This is a genomic window from Sphingomonas sp. 35-24ZXX (genome assembly GCF_000786215.1).
In the GTDB taxonomy this organism is placed as follows: Bacteria; Pseudomonadota; Alphaproteobacteria; order Sphingomonadales; family Sphingomonadaceae; genus Blastomonas.
Genome location: NZ_JROG01000004.1, coordinates 189,649 through 215,657 on the forward strand (window position 1 = coordinate 189,649; position 26,009 = coordinate 215,657).

At 65.1% G+C, this 26,009-nt stretch carries 9 protein-coding genes; 6 read left to right on the forward strand and 3 right to left on the reverse strand.

Going from position 1 to position 26,009, the window contains the following annotated elements; genetic code table 11:
- Positions 1–105 precede the first annotated feature (105 nt).
- Positions 106–1,770 (forward strand): FAD-dependent oxidoreductase, encoded by a 1,665-nt coding sequence (locus tag LI72_RS09165; protein ID WP_033926224.1) that lies wholly within the window; start codon positions 106–108, stop codon positions 1,768–1,770.
- Positions 1,771–1,818: 48 nt separating this feature from the next.
- On the opposite strand, the gene LI72_RS09170 is transcribed toward LI72_RS09165, so the two are convergent.
- Positions 1,819–2,613, reverse strand: a complete 795-nt coding sequence (locus tag LI72_RS09170) for an enoyl-CoA hydratase/isomerase family protein (protein WP_033925605.1) — start codon at positions 2,611–2,613, stop codon at positions 1,819–1,821.
- 160 nt (positions 2,614–2,773) lie between these two features.
- Here LI72_RS09170 and LI72_RS19040 point away from each other — a divergent pair, with 160 nt between their 5' ends.
- From LI72_RS19040 to LI72_RS09195, 5 genes are all read left to right on the forward strand, one after another.
- Positions 2,774–3,481, forward strand: a complete 708-nt coding sequence (locus tag LI72_RS19040; protein ID WP_052129686.1) for a class I SAM-dependent methyltransferase — start codon at positions 2,774–2,776, stop codon at positions 3,479–3,481.
- Between the two features lie 404 nt (positions 3,482–3,885).
- Positions 3,886–5,553 carry a ShlB/FhaC/HecB family hemolysin secretion/activation protein gene (locus tag LI72_RS09180; RefSeq protein ID WP_033925606.1) on the forward strand — a complete coding sequence of 556 codons (1,668 nt, stop codon included), beginning with the start codon at positions 3,886–3,888 and terminating at the stop codon, positions 5,551–5,553.
- A 50-nt stretch (positions 5,554–5,603) separates the two neighbouring features.
- On the forward strand, positions 5,604–22,232 hold the full coding sequence (locus LI72_RS20020; protein WP_033925607.1) for an MBG domain-containing protein: 16,629 nt from the start codon (positions 5,604–5,606) through the stop codon (positions 22,230–22,232).
- 65 nt (positions 22,233–22,297) lie between these two features.
- The gene (locus tag LI72_RS09190; protein ID WP_197051862.1) at positions 22,298–22,825 is read left to right on the forward strand and encodes an invasion associated locus B family protein; all 528 of its coding nucleotides are present in this window, start codon (positions 22,298–22,300) and stop codon (positions 22,823–22,825) included.
- A gap of 16 nt (positions 22,826–22,841) precedes the next feature.
- Positions 22,842–23,264 (forward strand): VOC family protein, encoded by a 423-nt coding sequence (locus tag LI72_RS09195; protein WP_033925609.1) that lies wholly within the window; start codon positions 22,842–22,844, stop codon positions 23,262–23,264.
- A 6-nt stretch (positions 23,265–23,270) separates the two neighbouring features.
- Here the strand turns inward: LI72_RS09195 and LI72_RS09200 are convergent, their stop codons facing one another.
- Together LI72_RS09200 and nhaA are read right to left on the reverse strand one after the other, a co-directional pair.
- The gene (locus LI72_RS09200) at positions 23,271–24,584 is read right to left on the reverse strand and encodes a hypothetical protein (protein WP_033925610.1); all 1,314 of its coding nucleotides are present in this window, start codon (positions 24,582–24,584) and stop codon (positions 23,271–23,273) included.
- Positions 24,581–25,885 carry a Na+/H+ antiporter NhaA gene (gene nhaA, locus LI72_RS09205; RefSeq protein ID WP_052129687.1) on the reverse strand — a complete coding sequence of 435 codons (1,305 nt, stop codon included), beginning with the start codon at positions 25,883–25,885 and terminating at the stop codon, positions 24,581–24,583. The genes LI72_RS09200 and nhaA overlap by 4 nt, the downstream gene beginning before the upstream one ends.
- Between the last annotated feature and the right edge of the window lie 124 nt (positions 25,886–26,009).

The window sequence follows — 26,009 nt, forward strand, 5'->3', positions numbered from 1 at the left end:
CGCCAAGAAACTGACGCATTGTGCCGCTAGCCTAGCATGCTTGTCGATTTCGCGCGCGCAATGACGCTACGGCGCACTAAGGTCGACCGAAAGGATGGAAAAACCATGGCCCAATCCGCGATTTCCGGCGATCCGCAGGACAGCAGCGATCCCTATGCGCGGCCGGAACAGACCTTTCCGGTTCTGCATGCCGAGATGGCGGCGCGAATCGCGCGTTTCGGCAGCCTGGAAACGCTGGCCGATGGCGATTTCATCTTCCGCCGGGGCGAGCGCGCGGTGGATTTCTTCCTCGTGTGTTCGGGCGAGATCGCGATCATCGACCATGGAGACCATGGCGAGGAGAACATCGTCCATATCCACCGCGAACGCCAGTTCACCGGCGAGCTCGACCTGTTCAACGACCGCAAGATCCTGGTCAGCGGCCGCGCGGTCGGACCGGCCGAAGCGATCCGGGTACAGCGCGCCGACTTCCGCAGGCTGATCGTCGCAGAGCCCGATATCGGCGAGATCATCATGCGCGCCTTCATCCTGCGCCGGGTCGCGCTGATGCAGCATCAGCAGGGCGCGGTGACCTTGGTGGGGCCGGCGCGCAGCGCGGACACGGTGCGGATCAACGCGTTTCTCACCCGCAACGGCTATCCGCACCGCACCATCGATTCCGCGTCCGATCCCGATGCTGCTGCGTTTCTCGAAGGCTTCGGGCTGACCGATGCCGATCTGCCGGTGGTGATTTCAGAGCAGCAGATCCTGCGCAACCCCGGTACGCACTGTCTGGCCGATGCGCTGGGTGTGGCGGTGGCGATCGACCAGCAGCGGCTGCACGACGTGATCGTCGTCGGTGCGGGGCCCGCCGGGCTGGCTGCCGCGGTCTATGCCGCCTCGGAAGGGCTCGACACGCTGATCGTCGAATCCACCGCCCCCGGCGGCCAGGCGGGGACCAGCAGCAAGATCGAGAATTATCTCGGCTTTCCCACCGGCATATCGGGCCCGGCGTTGGCCGGGCGGGCGCAGGTGCAGGCGCAGAAATTCGGCGCGCGGCTCGCGGTCTCGCGTGCGGTAACGGGGCTCGACTGCAGCGACGGGCATTTCCGGCTGATGCTGGAGGACGGCACTCTGGCGCAGGGCCGCGCGGTGGTCGCGGCCACCGGCGCGCGCTATCGCAAGCTCGATCTGCCAGACTACGCTCGGTTCGAAGGCGCGGGCGTCTATTATGCCGCCACCGCGATGGAGGCGCAGCTGTGCGCCGATCGGCCGGTAGTGGTGGTCGGCGGCGGCAATTCGGCCGGGCAGGCGGCGGTGTTCCTGTCGCGCCACGCCGCGCATGTGCACATTCTGGTGCGCTCCGAAGGGCTCGCCGCGACCATGTCGAGCTATCTGATCGATCGGATCACCGCGTCCGATGCCATCACGTTGCACCCGTTCAGCGAAATCACCGCGCTGATGGGCGAAAGCCATCTGGAACGGCTGGCCTGGAACGATCGCCGCACCGGCGAGCGAACCGAGATCGAAGCGGGCGCACTGTTCGTGATGATCGGCGCGCAGCCCTGCTCGGACTGGCTCGCCGGATGTGCGGCGCTCGACGACAGCGGCTTCATCATTACCGGCGATGGCTGCTCGCCGTTCGAGACCAGCCGTCCCGGCCTGTTTGCGGTGGGTGACGTGCGTTCCGGATCGGTCAAGCGCGTCGCCTCGGGCGTGGGCGAGGGGTCGGTGGTGATCCAGGCGGTTCACCGCTTCATCGAGCGCCAGAAGATCGAGGAGATGGGCTGACCCTTTAAAAATCCTCCCCGAGACGAGCTCGGGAGGATGTATCAGGGCTCACCTGTCCTTGTATTCCGGCGCGCGCTTTTCCTGGAACGCGCGGCGGGCTTCGGTATAATCCTCGGTCATGCTGAGCAGGATCTGCTGCCGGTCTTCCAGCGCCAGCGCCGCCTCGAAGCCGGGTGCGTCGATGTTGCGATTCAGCGCATCCTTGCTCAGCCTCAGGCCCATGGGGCTGGCCAGCAGCATGTCGGCGGCGAGGTCTTGCGCCTTGGCAAGCATCGTCTCTCCCTCGGCGATCTCGCTGACGAACCCGGCAGCCAGCGCGCGTTCGGCGCCGACGAACCGGCCCGACAGGATCATCTCGGCGGCGAGCGAGCTGCCCACCAGCCGCGGCAGGAAATAGCTCGACCCCATGTCGCAGCCGCCCAGGCCGATGCGGATATAGGCCGCGTTCATCCGGAAATCGGGGGTGCAATAGCGCACGTCGCTGGCCAGCAGTAGCGACATGCCGCCGCCGCACGCCGCACCTTGCGCGCAGGCGATGATCGGCTGCGGGCAGCTGCGCATCAGCTGCATCACCGTGGCGATCGCGCGCTGCGTCCGCCAGCCGCCGTGGACCGCGCCTTCGCCTTCGCGCGGCGCCCAGCCCTTGAGGTCCAGCCCGGCGCAGAACGCGCGGCCTTCGGCGCGCAGGATCACCAACCGCACCGCATGCCGATCATGCAGGCCGCGAAAATAGTCCTGCAGCGCCATGATCATCGGCTCGTCCATGGCGTTGAGTGCCTCGGGCCGATGGAGCGTCACCGTCTCAACGGCACCGTGCGATGTGATCTGGATGGCCTCGCTCATTTTTCGAATCCTCTGCGTTCCCGGTTCCGTGCGGGGTTTGATCGCCCGACGGTCCGGCCTTTCGTGGTTAACCGGGTTTAAAGCGCCCGGACGCTGCGATAGGAGGTCAGGCTTGCCGAATCTTGCCGACCCGCGTCAACCACAAAGGGCCTTGTCCAGAATGCTGTCCTCGATCACCCAGCGCCTCAAGGGCCGCTCCATGGCCCAGATCGTGCAGCTGGTGGGGCACAACATCGCCTATCATGCGCGCGAGATGACGCCGCAGGCACGCCGGCGCAATCGCCAGTTCCGCGCTTTTGACGCGCAATGGGGCACCGATACCTTCGGCATGCGCGAGCTGCACACGCTGTCGGTCGATCCCGACCTTGCCGTGCATGCCCGCCGCTATCAGGCGAGCAATGGCGGCAACATGCCCACCTGGTTTGCCGACCTGAATGTCGATTTTGCCCGGACCGCATTCATCGATTTCGGCTGCGGCAAGGGCCGTGCGGTGCTGGAAGCCGCGCGCTTTCCCTTTGCCAGAGTCATCGGGGTCGAATTCGCCCCTGAACTGGTCGAGATTGCCGAGCGCAACCGGGCGATCATGATGGCCAGGGGCGCGCTGGCCGCGCCGGTCGAGTTCGTGTGCATGGATGCCGGGCGCTACGAGCCGCCGACCGACCTTGATCTCGTCTGCTTTTTCTACGACCCGTTTGGCGATGCGGTGATGGCACCGGTCGCCGACCGCCTGACGGCGCTCGATCAGCCGGTGTCGATCATCTATCTGGAGCCCAATTGCATCGGCCAGTTCCGCAGATCCGGGCGCTGGACCGAGGGGGTCAGCGTCGACAATCTGGTGCTGCGCAATCCCGCCGCGCTGGCGCGCTGAACCGGGCCATTGCCTGAACCTGCAGAACCATACCGCAATCGACAAAATGGCACTGAACAGGTGGCACATCTGCTTGCGTTTTTCTGCCCACAATGCTTAATCGCGCCCAGGGGCGGGGTTTGCTGATTTCATAACGAAGCGGTTCATCCTTGCAGGATATGGGTTATCGGATGAAGGTCCGGTCGTCAGCCCCGAGTGACCTGCCGCACTCGGCAGATACTCGGGATCTGGTACCGGAAATCCGGGTCCTTTTCTGACGTTCCGAGACGGGGTCGCACCCTCTCTTGCCCTTCGGGGTTATGGAACATGATAACCGCATGGCGATCTCGCGGACATTGATTCAAGGGCGCGGACGGCTGTCCGCCATGATACGCGTGTGCGCTGTGGCCGCTGGTCTTTGCGACATGCTGCTTCCCTCTGTCGTATCCGCGCAGGCATTTCCCGGGGCGGTCCGCCCGCCTGCAGGAACGTTCGAGCGCGAGAACCGCGCGCCGGAGGTTCCGCTCTCGACACCGCGCACGCCCTTTACCATCGACCGGCCGCGCACCGACCCCAGCACCGTCGACGATACCGCCAAGGTCCGCGTCACGAAATTTCGCATCCTGGGCTTCAACTATCTGGATGAAGACCGGCTGCAGGCACCGCTCGCGCCGTTTCTGGGCCAGGAGCTGACGCTGGCGGACATCTATCGCGCCGCCGATCTGCTGACCCGTGTCTATGCCGAGGCCGGCTTTGCGCTGTCGTTTGCCATCGTGCCCGCGCAGGAGGTCGCCGATGGCGTCGTCGTACTGCAGGTGGTCGAGGGCAGCGTCGATGCGCTCGAAGTCCAGCTCAAGTCGGGCGCGGGGCTGGTGGGTGAAACCCGCCTGACCGACATGATCCGCCGCCGGTTCACCCCGCTGATCAAGCGCGGGCCGGTGATGGTCGACGAGCTCGAACGCGCCATCCTGACCGCGGGCGACCTCGGTGGCATGGACGTCTCGGTGGTGGTGCGTCCGTCCGAGACCACGCCGGGGGCGGCCAATCTGCTGGTGGTGGTCGATCTCGATCCGGTGGTGCTCGAAGCGCAGTTCGACAACCGCATCCGCGACAACCTCGGCGAGCGCCGCTACCGTGCCGGCGCGACCGCCAATTCGCTACTGGTGCCGGGCGACCAGCTGGTGCTCGATGCACGCGCCACCCTGCCGACAGATGGCTTCATTTCGGGATATGCGCAGTACAGCGCGCCGATCACCGATGACGGGCTGGTGGGCACGATATCCTATTCGCGCGCCCGGTCGCGCGCCGTGCGCGGCTTCCTCTCGATCCTGCAGTTCCGCGGCGAGGAAGAGGTCGTTCGTGCAGGGCTGAGCTATCCCTTGCGCCGAACCCGCAATTCCAGCCTGATCGTCGGGCTGGAAGGCACCGCGATCAATTCGGACAGCGGCATCTTCGGTGTGACGCTGATCGATGACCGCAGCCGCTTCTACGAGCTGTACGGTAGCTACGACTGGGCATCTGCCGATGGCAGCACCGGGCTGCTGCGGCTGGGCGTCAGCCAGGGTCTCAATGGTCTGGGGGCGACCGGGCGGTTCAACCCGTTGCGCAGCCGCACCCAGGGCGATCCCGAATTCACCGCGGCCAACGCCTCGTTGGTATGGACCGCGCCGCTGATCGGCACGGCCCGGGTGCGGGTCAATGCCGAGGCGCAAATGGGCCTCAACGGCGGCGCCTCGGCCTCGCGCGAGTGCAATTTCGGCGGCGACCGGTTCGGCCGGGCCTATGACTATGGTGCCGCCGGCGGCGACCATTGTTTCAATGTCGCGATGGAGCTCAACGACCGCCTGACCTTCGGGCCGGTCACCCTGCAGCCGTTCGTGTTCGTCGATGCGGGCATCCTGCGCCAGAGCGGCCGTCTCGATTTTGCCGAGCTGCGCGTCACCGAATTGTGGTCGGCGGGCGGCGGATCGCGCGTCGCGCTGCCCTACGGCCTGTTCGGCGAGATCTATGCCGCTTGGCCGGGCAAGTCGCGCTTCACGCCGGACGGCAGCAGCGATCCGCGAATCTTCTTCTCGATCGGGGCGACGCGATGAGCATTTACCGCACGATTGACCAGCGCGCCCGACGCTTGGCCCATTGGCAGATGGCATTGCGGACCGGGGTGGCGGGGCTCGCGTTCGTCTCCGCGCAAACCGCGATGGCCAATCCCAGCGGCGGCACGGTGGTGGCGGGCAGCGCGTCGATCAACGGCCAGGGTACCGACCGGGTGCGGATCGACCAGTCGAGCGACCGGGTGGTCATCAACTGGGACAATTTCTCGATCAATCTCGGGCAGGGCGTCGATTTCCGCCAGCCCAATGCGCGCTCGATCGCGCTCAACCGGGTGACCGGGCCGGAAATCAGCCAGATCATGGGCGAACTCACCGCCAATGGTCAGATCTATCTGATCAACGGCAACGGCATCGTCTTCGGCAAGGATGCGAAGGTCGATGTCGCAAGCCTGGTCGCGAGCAGTGCGGACATCGCCAACGAGGCGTTCATGGGCGGCGGGGCGCTGCGCTTCGGCACGCCGGGCCGCGCCGGGGCGAAGGTCATCAATCACGGCACGATCACCGTGCGCGATGCCGGCATTGCCGCCTTTGTCGCGCCGCAGGTCGCCAATGACGGCATCATCACCGCGCAGATGGGCCGCATCGCCTTCGGCGGAGCGCAGGCCTTCACGCTCGATCTGCACGGCGACAACCTGATCCGCTTCCAGGTCGGCGATGCGGTGAAGCAGATCGACGACAAGGGCGCGCTGGTCGCGATCGACGGCGTGGTCGATGCCCGCGGCGGATCGCTGCAGATCACCGCGTCGGCGGCGCGCGATCTGGTCAACCAGTCGGTGCGCATCGGCACGCCGCAGGCGTCGGCGATGCAGGTCGGTGCGGACGGCAAGGTTTCGCTGGTCGCTGCCAAGGTAACCATCGCCGCGCCGGGCGAGGTGCAGGTCGGCAAGAATGTCGCAATGGACCTGTCGTCGGGCACCAATGCGGCGGTGGCCGCGGCGCGCTCGGCCAAGGATGGCAATAGCAGCAACATCGGATGGGTCGGATCGCTCGACGGCGATGCCGGATCGGCTCCCGGCCAGGCGATGGCGACCAACGGCACCGGCGGCACGCTCAGCATCAACGCCGCGCGCACCATCCTTGACGGCACGATCAACCTGGATGGCAGCAAGACCGGCGGCACCGCGCATATCACCGGCAGCGATTTCCTGTCGTTCGGCTCGATCCTTTCGGCCAGCGGTGCCGAGGCGGGCGGCAAGATCAAGCTCGATGCCGGCGGTTTTTCGCTGGCAGGGCGGATCACGGTCAATGCCGGGCTCGGCAAGGGCGGCAGCGTCGATATCCACACCACGCGCCGGGCGATCGACACCGGCGATGCGTTCATCGATGCAAGCGGCCTGCACGGCGGCACGATCCGCTATACGTCGGATCAGCAGATCATCTCTTCGGGCAAGTTCCGCGCCTCGGGCAGCCACGGCTTTGGCGGCAACATCGATGTCAGCGCGCCCAGGCTCGACCTGTTCTCGGCGCAATTCTACGCGCAGGGGGGCATTCGTGGCGGCCGTGTCCGGCTGGGCGGCGAGTTCCAGGGCGGCAAGGCGCTGTCCGTGGACGAGCTGCTGAACGCGCGCACCCTGGTGGCGACCGATGCGGTGACCATCGACGTGTCCGCGATCGGCATGCGCGGCAATGCCGGCGAGATCGTCGTCTGGTCGGACGAGAAGACGACGTTCCTTGGCAATGCGATCGCGCGCGGCGGTCTGGTCGGCGGGCTTGGCGGACAGATCGAGATCTCGGGCAAGGAAACGCTTGTCTATCGCGGCACGGTGGAAACCGCGCGCGATGGCCAGCGCGGCGGCAAGTTGCTGCTCGACCCGAAGAACATCATCATCGCCGATGCCACTAACTCGCCCAGCCAATATGGCTTGGTGCTGCAGGCCTTTGCCAGCAGCTTTCCCGGACCTTCAGCGCCGCAGCCTGGGCTGAAGGCAGGCGACAGCTTCGGCACCGCCGTGTCGCTCGACGGCAATCGGCTGGCGGTCGGCGTGCCGCTGGATGACGGCGCGGACGGCGCCGGCAACGACACCGGTGCGGTCTATCTTTTCACCTTCGAGGATGAAAGCTTCGGCGCTCCGATCCTGAGCAGCATTGTCGGCAGGGGCTATACCGGCGGCAAGAACGTCTCTGTCGCGTCCCTGAACGCGGGCGAACAATTCGGGTTTTCGGTCTCGCTCGCGGACACGCGGCTTGCGGTCGGCGCGCCGTTTGCCAGCGGCAATCCGCTCGCGGGCGGCGCCGCCGATTCCGGTGTGGTCTATCTGATCGCGTTCGGCGATCTGGCGTTCAATGGCGGCGCGGTCAGCGGGATCCTCGGCTCCGGGTTCAGCGGGTCGGCCAGCCTGGATGTCACCAATCTGGAAGTTCTCGACGGTTTCGGCAGCAGTGTCTCGCTCAACGGCGACCGTCTGGCGGTAGGGGCGCTGGCCGACAACGGCGCTGGTGACAACGTGATGGATGCCGGCGCGGTCTATCTGTTCACCTTTGCCGATTCGCTGTTCAACGCCCCGGTGCTCGAAGCCATCATGGGCGCAGGCTATACCGGCGGCAAGAATGTCGATGTCACGCTCGAAGCCGGCGATTTCTTCGGCACGGCGGTCTCGTTGTCGGGCTTGGGTCTGGCGGTGGGAGCGCCCGGCGACGACGGCCAGGGCGGCGGCCAGGGCGGCGGCACCTTCGATTATGGCGCCGCCTATCTCTACAGCTTCTCGTCGTTCGACTTCACCGGCGCGTCCCTCGAATCGACTTTGGGTTTCGACTATTCCGGCCCGAACGACGTTGCGCTCGGTCAGGAGGCCGAAGACCGGTTTGGTGCGTCGCTGGGGCTGATCGGCGGGGCAAGCTTTGCGGTTCTCGCCGATGGGGACGACGGTCTGGCCGACACCGCAACCGATAGCGGTGCGGCCTATCTGTTCACCTTCTCCGCTCCCTTTTTCCAGGGGCCGCTGCTGGCTGGAATCATTGGGGCAGACTATGGCAGCCTCGGCGGCAGAAACCTGAGCGTTGCAGGGCTGGAGGCAGGCGATACGATTTTCTCGCTGTCTCTCGGGTTCAACGGGCTGGTACTGGGCGTCAGCAACGATGACGGGCGCAGCAATGCGCTCACCGATGCCGGCGCGGTCTACCTTTTCACCTTCGGGGATGGCGACTTCAACGATGGTCGTCAGGTCGGCACATTGGGCGCGGGCTATGCCGATTTCAACGCGGTGTCGCTGATTGGCAGCGGGCTGAATGACTTCGACCGGTTTGGCGCGGCGGTGTCGCTCGATGGCAACCGGCTGGCGGTGGGCGCCGCCAACGATGGCGGAGCGTTCAACGACAAGCCGGGCGCTGGCGCGGTCTATCTGTTCACCTTCGGCGATGCGCTGTTCAGCGCCCCCACGCTCCAGGCGACGATCGGCGCAGGCTATACCGGCGGCAGGAACTTGTCGGTCCCGCGGTTGGCGAGCGGCGACTTTTTCGGAACCTCGGTCTCGCTCGATGGCCTCAACCTGGCGGTCGGCGCGCCCGGCGACAATGGCCGCAACAACGATGCGCTGGGGGCGGGCGCGGTCTACCTGTTCGCGTTCGACTCGCCCGATTTCTTCGCGGGGCTGGCCACCAGCGTGCTGAGTTTCGAATCCTTTGCGCCAGGTCTAATCGCCAGCGAGGGCGCCCAGTTCGGGGCCGCGGTGTCGCTTAGCGGCAATGTCATCGCGGTGGGCGCAACCGGCGATCCCGGCAATGACCCGATGGCACCGCTGAACAGTGCGGGCGCGGTCCACATCATTGATCTGGGCAGCACCAATCCCAGCCTGCTTGCGACCATCGGCAAGGGCTATGACGGCGGCACCAATGTCGATGTGGTCGACATCGAGCAAGCAGACCTGTTCGGCAGCGCGGTGTCGCTCGACGGGCTGCGTCTGGCGGTCGGCGCGCCGGGCGACGATGGCTTCGGCAATGGCGCATCCGGGTCGGGTACGGTCTATCTGCTGACCTTTGGCGACAGCAGCTACACCGGCGGCACGGTCAGCGCGCGGATTGGTATCGGATATGTCGGGGCCAGCGATTTCATACCGCTGAACCTCGCTGCGGGCGACGCGTTCGGCAGCGCGGTGTCGCTTAGCGGGCTGCAGCTGGTCGTGGGTGCCCCGGGCGACGACGGCCGCTTCGACACGCAGAACGATGCCGGCGCAGTCTATCTGTTCACCTCCAATGACATCGCCTTCAACGGGATTGCCCAGCCGGGCATCATCGGCGCCGATTATGCCGCGGGCTTTTCGGTCAAGCTCGCCAAGAGTGAAGACTTTGGCAGCGCCGTGTCCTTCGATGCCGGTCGGCTGGTGGTCGGCGCGCCCGGCAATCCTGGATTGCTCAACAGCGCACCCAGCTCGGGTGCAGCCTATCTGTTCAGCTTTGCCGGCAACAATTTCTCCGGTGTCCGGCTCCACGATACGCTTGGCGCGGGCTATTCCGGGCAGCGCGGCGTCTCGGTCGGGCGGCTCGATTCCGGCGACCAGTTCGGGGGCAGTGTGTCGCTCGACGGAACCCGCCTGGCCGTCGGTGCGCCGTTCGACGATGGTGCCAGCGAAGGGCAGCTCCAGTCCGGGGCGGTCTATCTGTTCAGCTTTGCCGATCTGGGCTTCGGTTCGCCGGTGCTGCAGGCGATTATCGGCAGCGGTTATACCGGCGGCAAGAACATCGCGATGGGCCAGCTGGAAGCATCCGACCTGTTCGGTTCGGCGGTGTCGCTCGATGGCCTGCAACTGGCGGTCGGCGCGCCGGGCGACGAGGGCGCCAGCAACGGTGCGGGCGAGGGCACCGGTGCGGTCTATCTGTTTACCTTTACCGATCAGCTGTTCGGCGGCGGCGCGCTGGAGGCGACGGTCGGGTCGGGCTATGCCGGCATCAGGGACATAGCGGTTGCGAACCTTGCCGTGAACGACGGCTTCGGCCGATCCGTGTCGCTTGATCAGAATCGGCTGGCTGTCGGCGCCCCGGGCGATGACGGCTTCACCAATCCTGCCTCCGATGTGGGGGCGGTCTATCTGTTCAGTTTCACCGACAGCGTGTTCAGCGGCGGCGTGCTAGAGGGTACGATCGGCCTGGGCTATGTTGCAGGTCTCAAGGATCTGGATATCTCGGCGAGCCTGGACGGCTTGGACCTTTTCGGGACTGGCGTCGCGCTCGATGGGCTGCGGCTGTTCGCAGGGGCGCCGGGTGACCGGGGGGCCGGCAATTCGCTCTCCAGCGCCGGTGCGGTCTATGGGTTCCAATTCGGTACCCTGCTGTTCGGTACGCCAAGCCTTTCCCGCACGATCGGCGCGGGCTATACTGGTACCAACGATACCAACGTCACCAGCGTCGCCGATTTCGACCGCTTCGGCAGTTCGGTATCGGTGTTCGAAGACCAGCTGGCTATCGGTGCCATCGGCGATGGCGGGCTAACGGGGTCGATCGAAAGTGCAGGCGCGGTCTATCTGTTCCTCGACAGCGGCGACACTTACGGCCAGTTCGGCATTCTGGGCGCGGGCTATGGCGGCGACAACGACCATCCGATCGGCAAGCTGGAGGTCGACGACTTTTTCGGCTCGTCGGTCTCGCTGAACCAGAACCGGCTGGCGGTGGGCGCCATCGGCGATGACGGGGTGCAGAACACCACCGGCGATGCCGGCGGGGTATATCTCTTCCGCTTTGCCAACAGCAGCTTTGGCAGCCTTTCCCTGACCGGAACTCTGGGCACCGGCTATGGTCCGGCCAAGAATCTGGATCTGCTGGGGGATCTGGACGACAATCTCGGCGCTTCGGTGGCACTGCTCGGCAACCGGCTGGCGATCGGCGTGCCTGGTGCGCCTGCGGCTGGCGGCGGAGGCAACGACATCGGAGCGGTGTATCTTTTCACCTTCGCCGATGCCGCCTTTTCGACGCCGACGCTTACAGGGATACTGGGCCGCGGTTATGGCGGCGCGGGCAATTTCGACGTCTCGCTGCTGGAAAACGGCGACCGCTTCGGCGCGTCGCTCTCTATCGACGGCTTGCGGCTTGCGGTCGGCGCCCCAGGCGACAACGGCGCGAACAACGACACGACCGGTGCCGGCGCGGTCTATCTGTTCAGCTTTGCCGATACCAGCTTTGGCAGCCCCGTGCTCGAGGCGCGCGTCGGCCGGGATTATACCGGCTTCAAGAATGTCGCGGTGGCGCTCGATGCGGATGATGCCTTTGGCACCAGCGTCTCGTTGGCAGGGACGCAGCTGGCGGTGGGCACGCCGGGCGATGATGGCGTTTCGAATGTGGCTACCGATGCCGGTGCCGCCATCCTGTTCAATTTCACCAACCTTGGCTTCAATGGCGGGGAGCGGGCCGGGACGATCGGCGTCAACTACAGCGGACTAGCGGGCGACTTTGACCTCACCGCTCTGGACGCCAACGACAGGTTCGGAACCGCCGTGGCACAAAGCGGGCTGGCGCTTGTCGTCGGGGCTCCGGGGGATCAGGGCAATTTCAACGTGGCGCCCGGCCCGGTCGGGGCGGTCTATACCTTCCTGTTCGCCGATGTCGATTTCGATGGCCCGACGCTCAACAGCACCATAGGTCTCGATTATGTCGTCGGTTCGGGCACGCCGTTCGATGTCTCGATCGGAAGCCTCGAGGTCGGCGATGATTTCGGCGCAGCGCTGGCGTTCGACGGTCTGCAACTGGTCATTGGTGCACCGGGCGATGAAGGAGCCAGCAACCGCTCCGGCCCCAACACCGGTGCGGTCTATCAGCTGGCATTCCAAGACAGCAGCTACACGTTCATCTTTTCGCTGGGCAGGGTGGGGCGGGGCTATGCCGGCGGTGGCGAGTTGTCGGTGTCCGGCCTGGAAAGCGGGGACCGGTTCGGCACGGGCCTGACCCTCAATGCAGGTCGCCTGGTGGTGGGCGCTCCCGGGGATGATGGCGTCTTTGAGGACCGCTCAGCGATGGGCGCGGCCTATCTGTTCACGGCGGCCAGCAACGGCCTGGGTGGCGGGCTGGCGCTCGCCGGAACGATCGGCAGCGGCTATGGCAACGGGGTCGCCAGTTCGCTGGCGGCGCAGGGCATCGCATCTGACGAGCAGTTCGCCACTTCCGTGGCGCTGGACGGATTACGGCTTGCCATCGGCTCATCGTTCGATGCCGGTGCATCGAGCCTCTTGCCATTTTCCGGCGCGGTCTACCTGTTCACCTTCGCCGATTTGGCGTTCGGCGCGCCGGTGCTGCAGTCGACTATCGGCAACGGCTATACAGGCGGCAAGAACCTCTCCGTTGCAAGCCTCGATGCCGACGACTTTTTCGGCGGCGCGGTGTCATTGCGGGGCACGCAGCTGGCGGTCGGCGCAAGGGGTGACGATGGGGCGGCAAACAGCGCAGACAATGCCGGCGCAGTGTATCTGTTCTCGTTTGCCGACCTCGCCTTTTCCGATGCGGAGCAACGCGGCATTCTGGGTCAGGGCTATGCCGGCGGCAGCAGCTTGGATGTGGCCGGGCTCGAAACAGGTGATCAGTTCGGCGCATCGCTGTCGCTTGACCAGCAGCTCGGGCGATTCCGGCTTGCTGTTGGCGCCACGGGCGATGACGGCGAAAACGGTGATAGTGCGGACGTCGGCGCGATCTATGTGTTCAGTTTCGTCGATGACCTGTTCAACGCACCCGCCGTTTCCGTTCGGATCGGTCGATACAATACCGGCCCGGGTATCAATATCTCGGGCGGCGACCAGGGGCTGAGGCCTGGCGACAATTTCGGTTCTGCCGTTGCCTTGAGCGGCTTGCGGTTGGCTGGCGGCGCTGCGGGCAGCAATGGTTTTGCCAACGTCTCTGCAGACAGCGGCGCAGTGTATCTGCTCACATTCGCCGATGCGGACTTTGGCGGAGTCAATCTTCCAGGCATCATTGGCCGGGGCTTTGATGTGCCCGGAAGCGCGTTTGACATAGCGACGCTGGATACCTTCGACGGGTTCGGCAGCGCATTGTCGCTCGATGGCAATAGGCTGGCGGTCGGCGCGCCGGGCGACGACGGCTTCGGCAACGGCCTGCCCGATCCCGGGGCGGTTTACCTGTTCAGCTTTGCCGACGAGTCGTTTGGCGGAGCTGTGCGCGAGGCGACGATCGGTTCGGGTTACACCGGTGGCAAGACCATTGCTGTCCCATTGGATGTATTTGATCTGTTCGGTACCTCGGTGGCGCTGGATGGCAACCGGATGGTAGTGGGCGCGCGAGACGATGACGGGCCGAACAACGCGCAAACCAATACAGGCGCGATGTATCTTTTCACGTTTGCCGATGCCGACTTCAACGGCGGCAAGCTCGTGGGCACGATTGGCGCAGGCTACCGCTCGACTGTTGGGCTGGATCTGGCAGCCCCGGTCACGCCGACATCCGCGCAGGTCGGGGGCGGGGACGGGTTTGGCAGCGCGCTGTCGCTGGACAGCTTCCGCCTCGCCATCGGTGCGCCCAATGACGACGGGTCGATCGATGGCCTGACCAATGCCGGTGCGGTCTATCTGTTCACCTTTGCCAACGATTCGGACTTCAGCGGCGCCAGCCTGGAAGCGGTGATCGGCCATGGCTATGTCGGCGGCAAGAATCTGTTCGTGACGCAGATCGATGCCAACGACAATTTCGGCAGCGCGGTCTCGCTCGATGGCAATCGTCTGGCGGTCGGCGCCCCCGGGGATGACGGGGCCGGTAACGGGCTGACGGCGGGTGGCGCGGTCTATCTGTTCAGCTTTGCCGATGTGCTGTTTGCCGGAGGCGCGCTCGAGGGGATCATTGGTTCGGGCTATACCGGCGGCAAGAATGTCAGCCTCGCCTCGACGCTGGAAGATAATGACCAGTTCGGAAGTTCGGTATCGCTGAAGGACTTCGGCCTGGCGGTCGGCGCACCCGGCGACGATGGCAATGGCAACAGCCTCGCCGACAGCGGCGCCGCCTATCTCTTCACCTTCGCCGACGCGTTTTTCCTGAGCGGTACGCTCGCTGGCACCCTCGGCGCGGGCTATACCGGCGGCAACAACTTCAATGTGGCGCTGGACGTCGGCGACCTCTTTGCATCGGCCCTGTCGCTCGACGGCACCCGGCTGGCGGTGGGTGCGCGCGGCGATGATGGCAGCGGCAATGGCCTGATCGAGTCGGGCGCCGCCTATCTGTTCACGTTCGATGACGTGAATTTCACGAACGCGGTTCAGCGCGGTATCGTCGGTGCCAGCTACTCCGGCGCTGGCGATGTCGATACGGTGCTGACGCCGTTCGGCTTTGCATCCGGAAGTTTCTTCGGCAGCTCCATCGCGCTGGATGGCACCAATCTCGCCATTGGCGGGCCGGGTATCGTCAGCGCGATCGCCAGTCCCGCCGGATCGGGTGCGGTCTATCTGCTGACCTTCACCGACACAGTGTTCAGCGGCGGCACCATCGCCGAAGTTCTGGCCAAGGGCGCTCCCAATTTCGGCGCGAATCTTGATCTAGATGTCGAGCTCGACGCCTTCGATGAGTTCGGATCTGCGCTATCGCTGAAGGGCGGCCGCCTGGTGGTGGGCGCGGCGGGCGATGACGGCTTTGGCAACGGAGCAGCATCGACCGACTCCGGCGCGGTCTATCTGTTCAACTTCAATCCGCTCAATTTCAGCAGCATGCAGCTTCGCGGCAATATCGGGGCAGGCTACACGCGCGGGGTAAACACGTCGGTCAACCCGCTGGCGGCGGCCGATGCCTTTGGTGCGGCCATCTCGCTCAACGGCAACCGGCTGGCGGTCGGCGCGCCGGGCGACGATGGCCTGGGCGACAGCCTCATTGATTCAGGCGCGGTCTATCTGTTCACCTTTGCCGATGCCGATTTCGCCGCGCCTTCGCTGCAGGGCATCATTGGCGCAGGCTATACCGGCGGCAAGAACCTCTCGGTGTCAGAGCTTCGTGAAGGGACGCTGTTCGGCACCGCGGTCTCGCTCGACGGCGACCGGCTGGCCGTCGGTGCCAGCGGCGATGCGGGCGCCAGCGCCAGCCGGGGCGGGGCAGGTGCGGCCTATCTGTTCACCTTTGCCGATGCGGCGTTCACGACACCTGCGCTCGCGTCGATCATCGGCCTGGGCTATGCAGGCGGCAACAATTTCGGGATCAGCCTGGATACCGGAGATCAGCTCGGCTCGGGCATCTCGCTTAGTGGCACGCGCCTCGCCATCGGCGCGGTCGGTGACGACGGCATCGACGACGGCACACCGGATACGGGCGCGGTCTATCTGTTCAATTTTGCCGACATGGCGTTTTCAACGCCAACTCTCGCCGGCAATATCGGCCGCGGATATTCCGGGGCAGGCGATTTCGACCTGACCGGAACGCTCGGCATTTCCGACGCCTTTGGTTCGTCGGTCTCGCTGGATGGCGACCGGCTGGCCGTGGGCGCGGCGCTGGATGACGGGCTGGCCGATGCCGTGACCAATGCGGGCGCGGTCTACCTGTTCACCTTCGCCGACAGCGCGTTTTCGACGCCCGCGCTGGCGCGGACCCTCGGCGCGCAATATACAGGCGCCAACGGAGTCAACGGGCTTGCGGCGAACGAGCGCTTCGGCAGCGCGGTGGCGCTCAAGGACAATCTGCTGGCGGTCGGTGCGACCTTCGATCAGCCCGTTGCCAGCAGCTTCGTCAAGGCAGGCGTGGTCCATCTGTTCTCGTTCTCCGACACCGGTTTTGTCGCCGATCCGGCGCGCAACAACCGTTTCGGCAATGGCTTCGAGACAGAGGGCGATATCGACGTCGCGGGGATCGCCGACGGGGACCTGTTCGGCAGCGCGATCTCGATCGACACGGGCCGGCTGGTCATCGGCGCGGTCGGCGATGACGGTCCGGACAATCAGGTTACCGGCTCGGGTGCGGTCTATTTCTTCGCACTCAGCGGCGGCGCGCTTCCGGGCCTGAATTTTGCCGACAATCCCGGTGCGGATGTCACGATCAGCGCGAGTGCCCTCGCGACGATCCTTGCGGGTGGAACCGCGGTCGAACTGCAGGCCAACAACGACATTACGGTCACCTCTGCGATCCTGGTCGACAATCCTTCGGGCAACGGCGGCAATCTCACGTTCCGCGCCGGTCGCTCTATTCTGATCAACGCCGGTATTGCCACCGACGGCGGCAATTTCACAGCGGTCGCCAATGAATTCCTGACAGGTGGCGTGATCGATGCGTTCCGGGATCCCGGTGATGCTGTGATTTCGTTCAGTCCGGATGGCTTTGTGGATGCAGGCAGCGGGTCCGTCAGCCTCAGCATCCTGGCCGGCGACGACAAGACCTTTTCCAGCAGCGGCGGGATCAGCGTAGGTTCAATCACCGCGAGTTCCATCGCGATCCAGAATCTGGGAGTTTCGGGCAACCGTGCGGTTGACCTCAATGCCAACGCTCTGCTCACCGCCAGCGGCGCGGGCGATGCGATTGTCGTCGAAAGCGATATCTTCACCAACCTCGCCGGGGCGGGCGTCTTCAACCTGACCGGCGGGGGCCGATTCCTCGTCTATTCCACCGATTATGAGGTGATCGATCGCGGCGGGCTGGTTGGCGACAATCTGTACAACAACGTGTCACCTGGCGGCTTTGCGGGCAACTTGTTCATCTTTTCGCGCCAGCCGATCCTGACCTTCACCGCCGATGATGCCACCCGCACCTACGGCCAGGGCTCGCCAGCCTATACCTTCCAGTTCACCGGGCTGGTCAATGGCGACAGCGATTTCTACGCGTTCAGCGGGATGCCCAACCTGTTCGACACAGGGTCGGGCAACGCCGGTATCGATTCGATCCTCATCGAACAGGGCAGCCTGTTTTCCGATGTCGGCTATGGCTTCGATTTCGTCGCCGGAGCGCTGACGACGCTGCGCGCGCTGCTCACCGCGCGGGCGGACGACCAGACGCGCCAGTATGGCGATGCCAACCCCGCCTTCACCGTGACCTATTCCGGCTTCGTCAATGGCGATGACGAAGGGGTCATCCTGAGCGGACCCAGCTTCGATACGCTGGCCGATATCACCTCGGACGTCGGAACCTACGCCATCACTCTGGGCGATATCTTCACCCTAAATTATGACATCGATTACGTTCCCGGCACGCTGACGATCACCAAGGCACTGCTGACGGTGACGGCGGACAACGCCAGCCGCGAGTATGGCCTCGCCAACCCGACCTTCACGGGCAGCATCGCCGGTTTCCGCAACAGCGATACCGACAGCGTGATCTCGGGCCTCGTCTATGGCTCGGTGGCTGACATTACCTCTAACGCCGGCACATATGCGATCACCGGCAGCGGTGCGACCGCGACAAACTACGATTTTGCCTATGTCCCGGGTACGCTGACGATCACCAAGGCCTTGCTGACGGTGACAGCGGATAACGCCACGCGCGAATATGGCCTGGCCGATCCGACCTTTACCGGGTCGATAACCGGCTTCCGCAACTCCGACACGGCCAACGTCGTCAGCGGCCTGGTCTATGGCAGCACCGCAGTGCTGAACTCGGGCATCGGCACTTACGCCATCAACGGCTCGGGCGCGACATCGACCAATTACGACTTCGCCTATGTCCCCGGCACGCTGACGATCACGCGCGCGCTTCTCACGGTGACTGCCGACAATGCGAGCCGCGAGTACGGTCTTGCCAATCCGACGTTTACCGGCACGATCAGCGGCCTGCGTGCGGGCGACACCGCCAGCGTGGTCAGCGGCCTGGTCTATGGCACGGCGGCGACCGCTGCATCGAATGTCGGCACGTTCGCAATCACAGCCTCGGGCGGCGCGGCAGCGAACTACGACTTCGCCTATGCGCCGGGCACGCTGACGATCACCAAGGCACTGCTGACCGTGACTGCAGACAATGCCAGCCGCGAATACGGCCTTGCAAACCCGACCTTCACCGGATCGATCACCGGTTTCCGCAACAGCGATACCGCAAGCGTGGTCTCGGGCTTGGTCTACAACACCGTTGCCGGCATCACTTCGAATGCGGGCACCTATGCGATCACCGGCAGCGGCGCGACCGCGACGAACTACGACTTCGCCTACGTCCCGGGTACGCTGACGATCACCAAGGCGCTTCTCACGGTGACAGCGGATAGCGCCACCCGGGAGTACGGCCTGGCCGATCCGACTTTCACCGGGTCGATCACTGGCTTCCGCAACTCCGACACAGCCAGCGTCGTCAGCGGCCTGGTCTATGGCAGCACGGCGGTGCTGAACTCGGGCATCGGCACCTACGCCATCAATGGTTCTGGCGCGACCGCCACCAACTACGACTTCGCCTATGTCCCCGGCACGCTGACGATCACGCGCGCGCTGCTCACCGTCACCGCCGACAATGCGAGCCGCGAATACGGCCTTGCCAACCCGACGTTTACCGGCACGATCAGCGGCCTGCGTGCGGGCGACACCGCCAGCGTGGTGAGCGGCCTGGTCTACGGCACGGCGGCCACGGCCTCGAGCAACGTCGGCACGTTCGCGATCACAGCCTCGGGCGGCGCGGCGGCAAACTACGACTTCGCCTATGCGCCGGGTACGTTGACGATCACCAAGGCCTTGCTCACCGTGACCGCCGACAACGCCAGCCGCGAATACGGCCTTGCCAACCCGACGTTCACCGGTTCGGTAACGGGCTTCCGCAACTCGGATACCGCAAGCGTCATCAGCGGCCTGGTCTACGGTTCAGCAGCCACAGTGGCGTCGAACGTCGGAACGTTCGCGATCACGGGATCAGGCGCGACCGCGACGAATTACGACTTCGCCTATGTCCCCGGCACATTGACGATCACGCGTGCGCTGCTCACCGTCACGGCGAACAACGCCACCCGGGAGTATGGCCTGGCCGATCCGACCTTTACCGGATCGATCACCGGCTTCCGCAACTCTGACACTGCCAGCGTCGTCAGCGGCCTCGTTTATGGCAGCACGGCGGTGCTGAACTCGGGCATCGGCACTTACGCGATCAACGGCTCGGGCGCGACATCGACCAATTACGACTTCAGCTATGTCCCTGGCACGCTGACGATCACGCGCGCCTTGCTCACGGTGACCGCCGACAATGCGAGCCGCGAATACGGCCTTGCCAACCCGACGTTTACCGGCACGATCAGCGGCCTGCGTGCGGGCGACACCGCCAGCGTGGTGAGCGGCCTGGTCTACGGCACGGCGGCCACGGCCTCGAGCAACGTCGGCACGTTCGCGATCACAGCCTCGGGCGGCGCGGCGGCAAACTACGACTTCGCCTATGCGCCGGGTACGTTGACGATCACCAAGGCACTGCTGACCGTGACTGCAGACAACGCGAGCCGCGAATACGGTCTTGCCAACCCTGTTTTCACGGGCACGATCAGCGGCCTGCGCAATGGTGATAACAACGCGGTGGTCAGCGGCCTGGTTTATGACACGTCGGCGACGACCGCGAGCAACGTCGGAACGTTCGCGATCACCGCGTCGGGTGGATCTGCCACAAATTATGACTTCGCCTACGTTCCGGGCACGTTGACGATCACCAGGGCCCTGCTGACCGTGACGGCCGACAACGCCATGCGCGAATATGGCTTGGCCAACCCGGTGTTCACGGGCAGCGTGACGGGCTTCCGTAACGGCGACACAACCAGCGTGATCAACGGGCTGGTCTATGGCAGCACGGCGGTGCTGAACTCGGGCATCGGCACCTACGCGATCAACGGCTCGGGCGCGACCGCGACCAATTACGACTTCAGCTACGTGCTTGGCACGCTGACGATCACGCGCGCCTTGCTCACCGTCACCGCCGACAATGCCAGCCGCGAATACGGTCTCGCCAATCCGACGTTTACCGGCACGATCACCGGCCTGCGTGCGGGCGACACCGCCAGCGTCGTTTCGGGGCTGACCTATGGTTCGGTCGCCACAGCGGCGAGCAATGTCGGGGCCTATGCGATCACCGGATCGGGCGCCGCGGCGGCGAACTACAACTTCGCCTATGTCCCGGGTACGCTGACGATCACCAAGGCGCTGCTGACGGTCACGGCAGACAATGCCAGCCGCGAATACGGCCTTGCCAACCCGGTGTTTACCGGCAGCATCAGTGGCCTGCGTGCGGGCGATACCGCAAGCGTGATTTCCGGTCTGGTCTATGGATCGGTCGCCACGTCGGCCAGCAATGTCGGCAATTACGCGATCACCGCCTCTGGCGGCGCGGCGACCAACTATGACTTTGCGCACGTTCCCGGTACGCTGACGATCACCAAGGCCTTGCTCACCGTGACGGCGGAGAGCAAGACGCGCGAATATGGCCTAGCCAATCCGGCACTGACCAGCATGATCAGCGGCCTGCGCAACGGCGACAGCAGCGCGGTGGTCACCGGTCTGGTGCTCGCCACCAGCGCAACCCAGGCCACCGGTGTCGGCAGCTATGCGATCAGCGTGTCGGGCGGCAGCGCGCTGAACTATGACTTCAATTATGTGCCCGGAACCCTGGCCATCACGCCTGCCACGCTGACGGTGGCGATCGCTGATGCGACCCGGGTCTATGGCTCGGCCAATCCCGAGCTGACCGCCAGCCTCACGGGGTTCCGCAACGGTGACGACGCGTCCGTGGTCTCTGGCCTGCGGTTGCGCACCGGAGCACTGGTGCAGAGCAATGTCGGCAGCTATCTGATCACCGGATCGGGTGCCAACGCGGCGAACTACCGCTTCGATTATCTGCCCGGCACGCTGACCATCACCAAGGCGCTGCTGCAGGTGCGGGTCAACAATGCCAGCCGCGAATATGGCCTTGCCAATCCGGAATTCAGCGCCCGCATCCTGGGTTTCCGCAATGGCGACAACGCCAGCGTCATCTCTGGACTGACGTTCGGCACCCCCGCCCTGATCGGTTCGGATGTCGGCAATTATGCGATCACGGCTTCGGGCGCATCGGCACTGAACTATGATTTCAGCTATGTGCCCGGCCGCCTGACGATCAACCAGGCGCGGCTGCTGATCACGGCGACCAATCTGACGATGACGCAGGGCAGCGGCGATCCGGTGCTGACCGTCAGCTATTCCGGCCTGCGCAACGGCGATACCGCCGATGTCGTGACCGGGCTGGTGCTGCGTTCCTCGGGCGGCGGCAGTGCAGCGCCTGGCCAGTATATCATCAACGCCTCGCGCGGGACCGCGCGCAATTACCAGATCACCTATCGCCCTGGTGTGATGACCGTGCTGCCCGCCACGCCGCCGGCGGCCGATCCGCCTGCGACCGGCAGCACACCGCCCGCGACCGGGGGGACGGCCAATCCGCCGCCGGTCTTCACCTTCGTCCCGCCGGTCGGTGGCACTGTGCCGCCCGCCGCCAATCCGCCTGCGGATACGGCCTCGGGCGCTGCGCCTGCACCCGCTGCCACTCCTCCGGCCAATCCTGCCGCGCCGCAGCCTGCGGGCAACACTGCCGCGCCGATCGTCGCCGTGCCGTTCACCACCATGCCGGTGCAGGGTGCGGTGATCGTTCCGGTCCCGCCCGAGAACCTCAACCCGATGCAGCTGCTGCAAGGTCTGTCAGCACCGCTGCCGGTACTGGTGGCGCCCGAATCGCGTCCGGACGATGCTGCCGGGGGGCGTGATCCCGCTCAGGGCGATGGACAGGGCACGGCCTGCGCGTATATCAGCCTGTGCAACGGCGCGCCGGTTCCCCTGTGGACCTACCAGCCTGCCCCATGAAGCCCGGCGGGTGAAACCTGCCCAGTGAAGAAAGCCTGTCTGCAATGTCGCTTGCGTTCCGTCCGATGATCCTCGCTTTTGCCGCGTTCGTTGCGGCCCCGTTGATGGCCCAGACCGCGCCGGCTGCAAAGCCCGCTGCGCCTGCCGCCACGCCCGCGATCACGCCCAAGATGGCGGCGGACGGCGCCAAGCCGTGGACCTCGGGCTGCAAGGGGACTGGCGAGCAGGAAATCTGCGATGCCGTCCAGTCGCTGATCGATGAGGCCAATGGCAAGGAAGTGATCCGCGTCGCGATCGCCCGGCAGAAGACCACCGGCAAGACCGGGCTGCTGGTCAAGGTGCCGCTCGGCGTTCGGCTCGATACCGGCGCGCTGGTCCAGGTCGATGGCGAGCAGACCAAGGCGATCGACAAGATCGTGTTCAGCCGCTGCCTGCCCGAAGGCTGCATCGGCGAAAAGCCGCTGGTTGCGGCGGATATCGACAACCTGAAAAAGGCCAAGAAGCTGGAGCTGGTGTTTCTCGATCTCGAAGGCAAGCCGATCGTGATCAACGTGGTCTCGACGGGCCTCGCCGCCGCGCTGACGGGCTTCTGAGCCGGGTTTGATCCGCATGACCATCCGGCCGTTTCACCTCGCCTTTCCGGTCGATGATCTGGCTGCAGCGCGGCACTTCTATCGCGAGGTGCTGGGCTGCGGGGAGGGGCGCTCGTCCGATCACTGGATCGATTTCGATCTGTTCGGTCACCAGATCGTCGCCCATCTGGACCCGTCCGCCAAGGCAAAGCGCTCTCACCACAATCCGGTCGATGGGCATGACGTGCCGGTGCCGCATTTCGGCGTGGTGCTGACGATGCCGGACTGGCAGGCGCTGGCGGATCGGCTGAAGGCGGCGGATACGCAGTTCGTGATCGAGCCGCACATCCGCTTTGCAGGCCAGGTGGGTGAGCAGGCGACGATGTTCTTCCATGACCCTGCGGGCAACGCGCTGGAATTCAAGGCCTTTGCCGACGACGCGATGCTGTTCGCCAGCTGATCGCGCTTATTTCACCGCCAGATCCGCAGGCAGAGTCGGCTCGCTGATCACGCGCTCCATCGCGGCCCAGCGCGCCTTGGTATCGGGCCCTGCAGCTTCCACGAAGTCCTGCACCATGTCCTGCCCCAGGCCGTAATTGATCACATAGCTGCGATAGGTATCGGTAAAGCCGATCGACTGTTTCGCGCGCGCTTCGCTCATCAGCTGGTATTTCTGGGTGAGCGCGATTGCGCGGGTACGATCGATCTGCCCGTCGAGATACATTTGCGCGATGGTGAAACGCGCCCCGCGCAGACCCGCCAGCGCCTTTTGCAGCTGCGCCAGCCGCGCGGCATCGGCGGTGGCAAGCCCGGCCAGCGGATAAAGCTCGCGCATCTCGAAGGTCAGCTTGTCGTCATCCGGGAAGGCGAGGTCGATGCCGTAATTAGCAGAACCCTCGGCGATCAGCGATTGCGGGCTGTAGAGCGGGTAGACGCTGTATTCCATCCAGCCGCGTGCGCGCATCAGCCTTTGTTCGAGCAGGTAATTGAGCGCGTGATGGCCGGGATAGCCTTCGTGACAGCCCAGATCCACGGCGCGGCTGATCCGGATCGGAAGATCGGTGTTGATCTGGATCAGGCTGGCGAGATTGCCCTGATAGTAATTGTAGCCGCTCCACGGCTTGCCGGTGACGAACTCCATGCGGAAGCTTTCGCCTTTGGGCAGCGGGATATGCGCGGCCGTCCGCGCGCGGCATTCGGCAATCGCGCGTTCGAACACTGGTTCCAACCGGTCTGCGGGGATGACGAACCGTTCCTGAAAGCCATCGACCCGTTCGGCCAGCGTGCCGGCGCCAGGCAGCAGTGCCTCGATCTCGGCCAGTACCGGGTCATAGCTTTCCAGCGGACGGATATCAGGCGTCGCGCCGAACAGGCCCAAAGATTCCTGGCGAAAGCTCAGCTTTTCGCCGCGCAGCATCTTCAGCCGAGTCCGCGCGGCATTCAGTTGCGCTCGCAGGAACGTCGCGCGGCGCTGCACCAATGTCTCACGGCCCGAAACATCGACACTGGCAAGACTTGCATCCAGCGCATCGACGGCCTGAGCCAGCGCAGGCAGCGCGCGCGGCGCAGCCTCGGCTGCCTGCTTCCATTCGGCAGGGCCATAATAGGCGTCGATATAGCCCTCTTCGTGCGTGCCGATCTCGAGCGACAGCATCACATACTGGCGCGCGATATCGTCGAGCGGATCGGCCGGAGCTGCGACTTGCGGTGTGGGCTTTGGCGCGCAGGCGACGCAGACCAGCAGCAGCGCCAGCAGGCCGAAACGGGTCCTTCTGATCATGCGGGCACCTTGTCGTCTTCCTCGTCGTCTTCCAGGCTCTCGACATCGCCATCGGCGCCGACCTCGTCTTCCTGCTCACGCTCTTCGCGCTCGTGCTGCGGATGCAGCGGACAGACGCGCAGGATGGTATAGCCCAGCAGAGCCGAGGCGACCGAGCCCATGATGACGCCGATCTTGGCCTCGTCGATCAGCAACGCGTTGCCGGGGAAGGCGAGCGCGCCGATGAACAGGCTCATCGTGAAGCCGATACCGCAGAGCGCTGCGACAGCATAGATCTGCAGCCAGGTGGCTCCGCGCAGCTTGCTGGCGATGCCCAGCTTCACCGACAACCAGACGCTGCCGAAGATCCCGATCTGCTTGCCGAAGAACAGGCCTGCGGCGATGCCCAGCGGCACCGGTGCGAACACTTCGTCCAGGCCCAGCCCCTGCAGCGAGACGCCAGCATTGGCAAAGCCGAACAGCGGGATGATCAGGAAGGCGCTCCAGGGCGAAATGCCGTGCTCCAGCCGGTGCAGCGGGCTGTCGGTGGCGTCGGGCGTGCCAGGCGTCTTGATGATCGGGATCATGAAAGCTGCAAGGACGCCCGCGATGGTCGCATGGACACCCGATTGCAGGATGGCATACCACAGCGCCACGGTCAGAATGAGATAGGGGATCAGGCTCATCACCCGGGCGCGGTTGAGGCCATACATCGCCGCCATGACCACGGCGGCTGCGCCCAGCCAGATCGGCGCAAGCCCTTCGGTGTAGAACAGCGCGATGATGGTCACCGCGCCCATGTCATCGACGATCGCGACGGTGACCAGGAACAGCTTGAGCGACGTCGGCGCGCGCTTGCCGAGCAGGGCGAGCACGCCCATGGCAAAGGCGATGTCGGTGGCGGCGGGGATCGCCCAGCCGTTGATCAGCGCGGGGTCGAACCCGGTTTCCACCAGATAGAGGATGGCGGGCATGGCCATGCCGGCGGCTGCCGCGATCACCGGCAGGCGGCGCTTGTCCCAGGTCGACAGACGCCCGTCGACAAGCTCGCGTTTGATCTCCAGCCCGACATACAGGAAGAAAATGACCATCAGGCCATCGTTGATCCACAGATGCGGGGTCATCGGGCCCAGCTTGGCGGTCAGCACGGGCCCCTGAATGTCGTGCAGGACATGGTGGTACAGGTCGTACAGCGGGCTGTTGGCGATGATCATCGCGATCGCCGCCGACAGGATCAGGATGATGCCGCCTGCTGCCTCGCTGCTGAGAAATTCCCGCAGGGCAGACTTGTGCCCGGCGCCGCTGTGCCCCTGTGCGACCATGTTGGCTCCCGTGTTTGATGGCCCGAACGTGCTTGACCAGACGCGCCTGGAAAAGGCATCCCCGGTCCATGCGGGGCCGGGTGATCTGCAATGCGCCAACGCACGGGCCTGGCAAAGGCTGCGC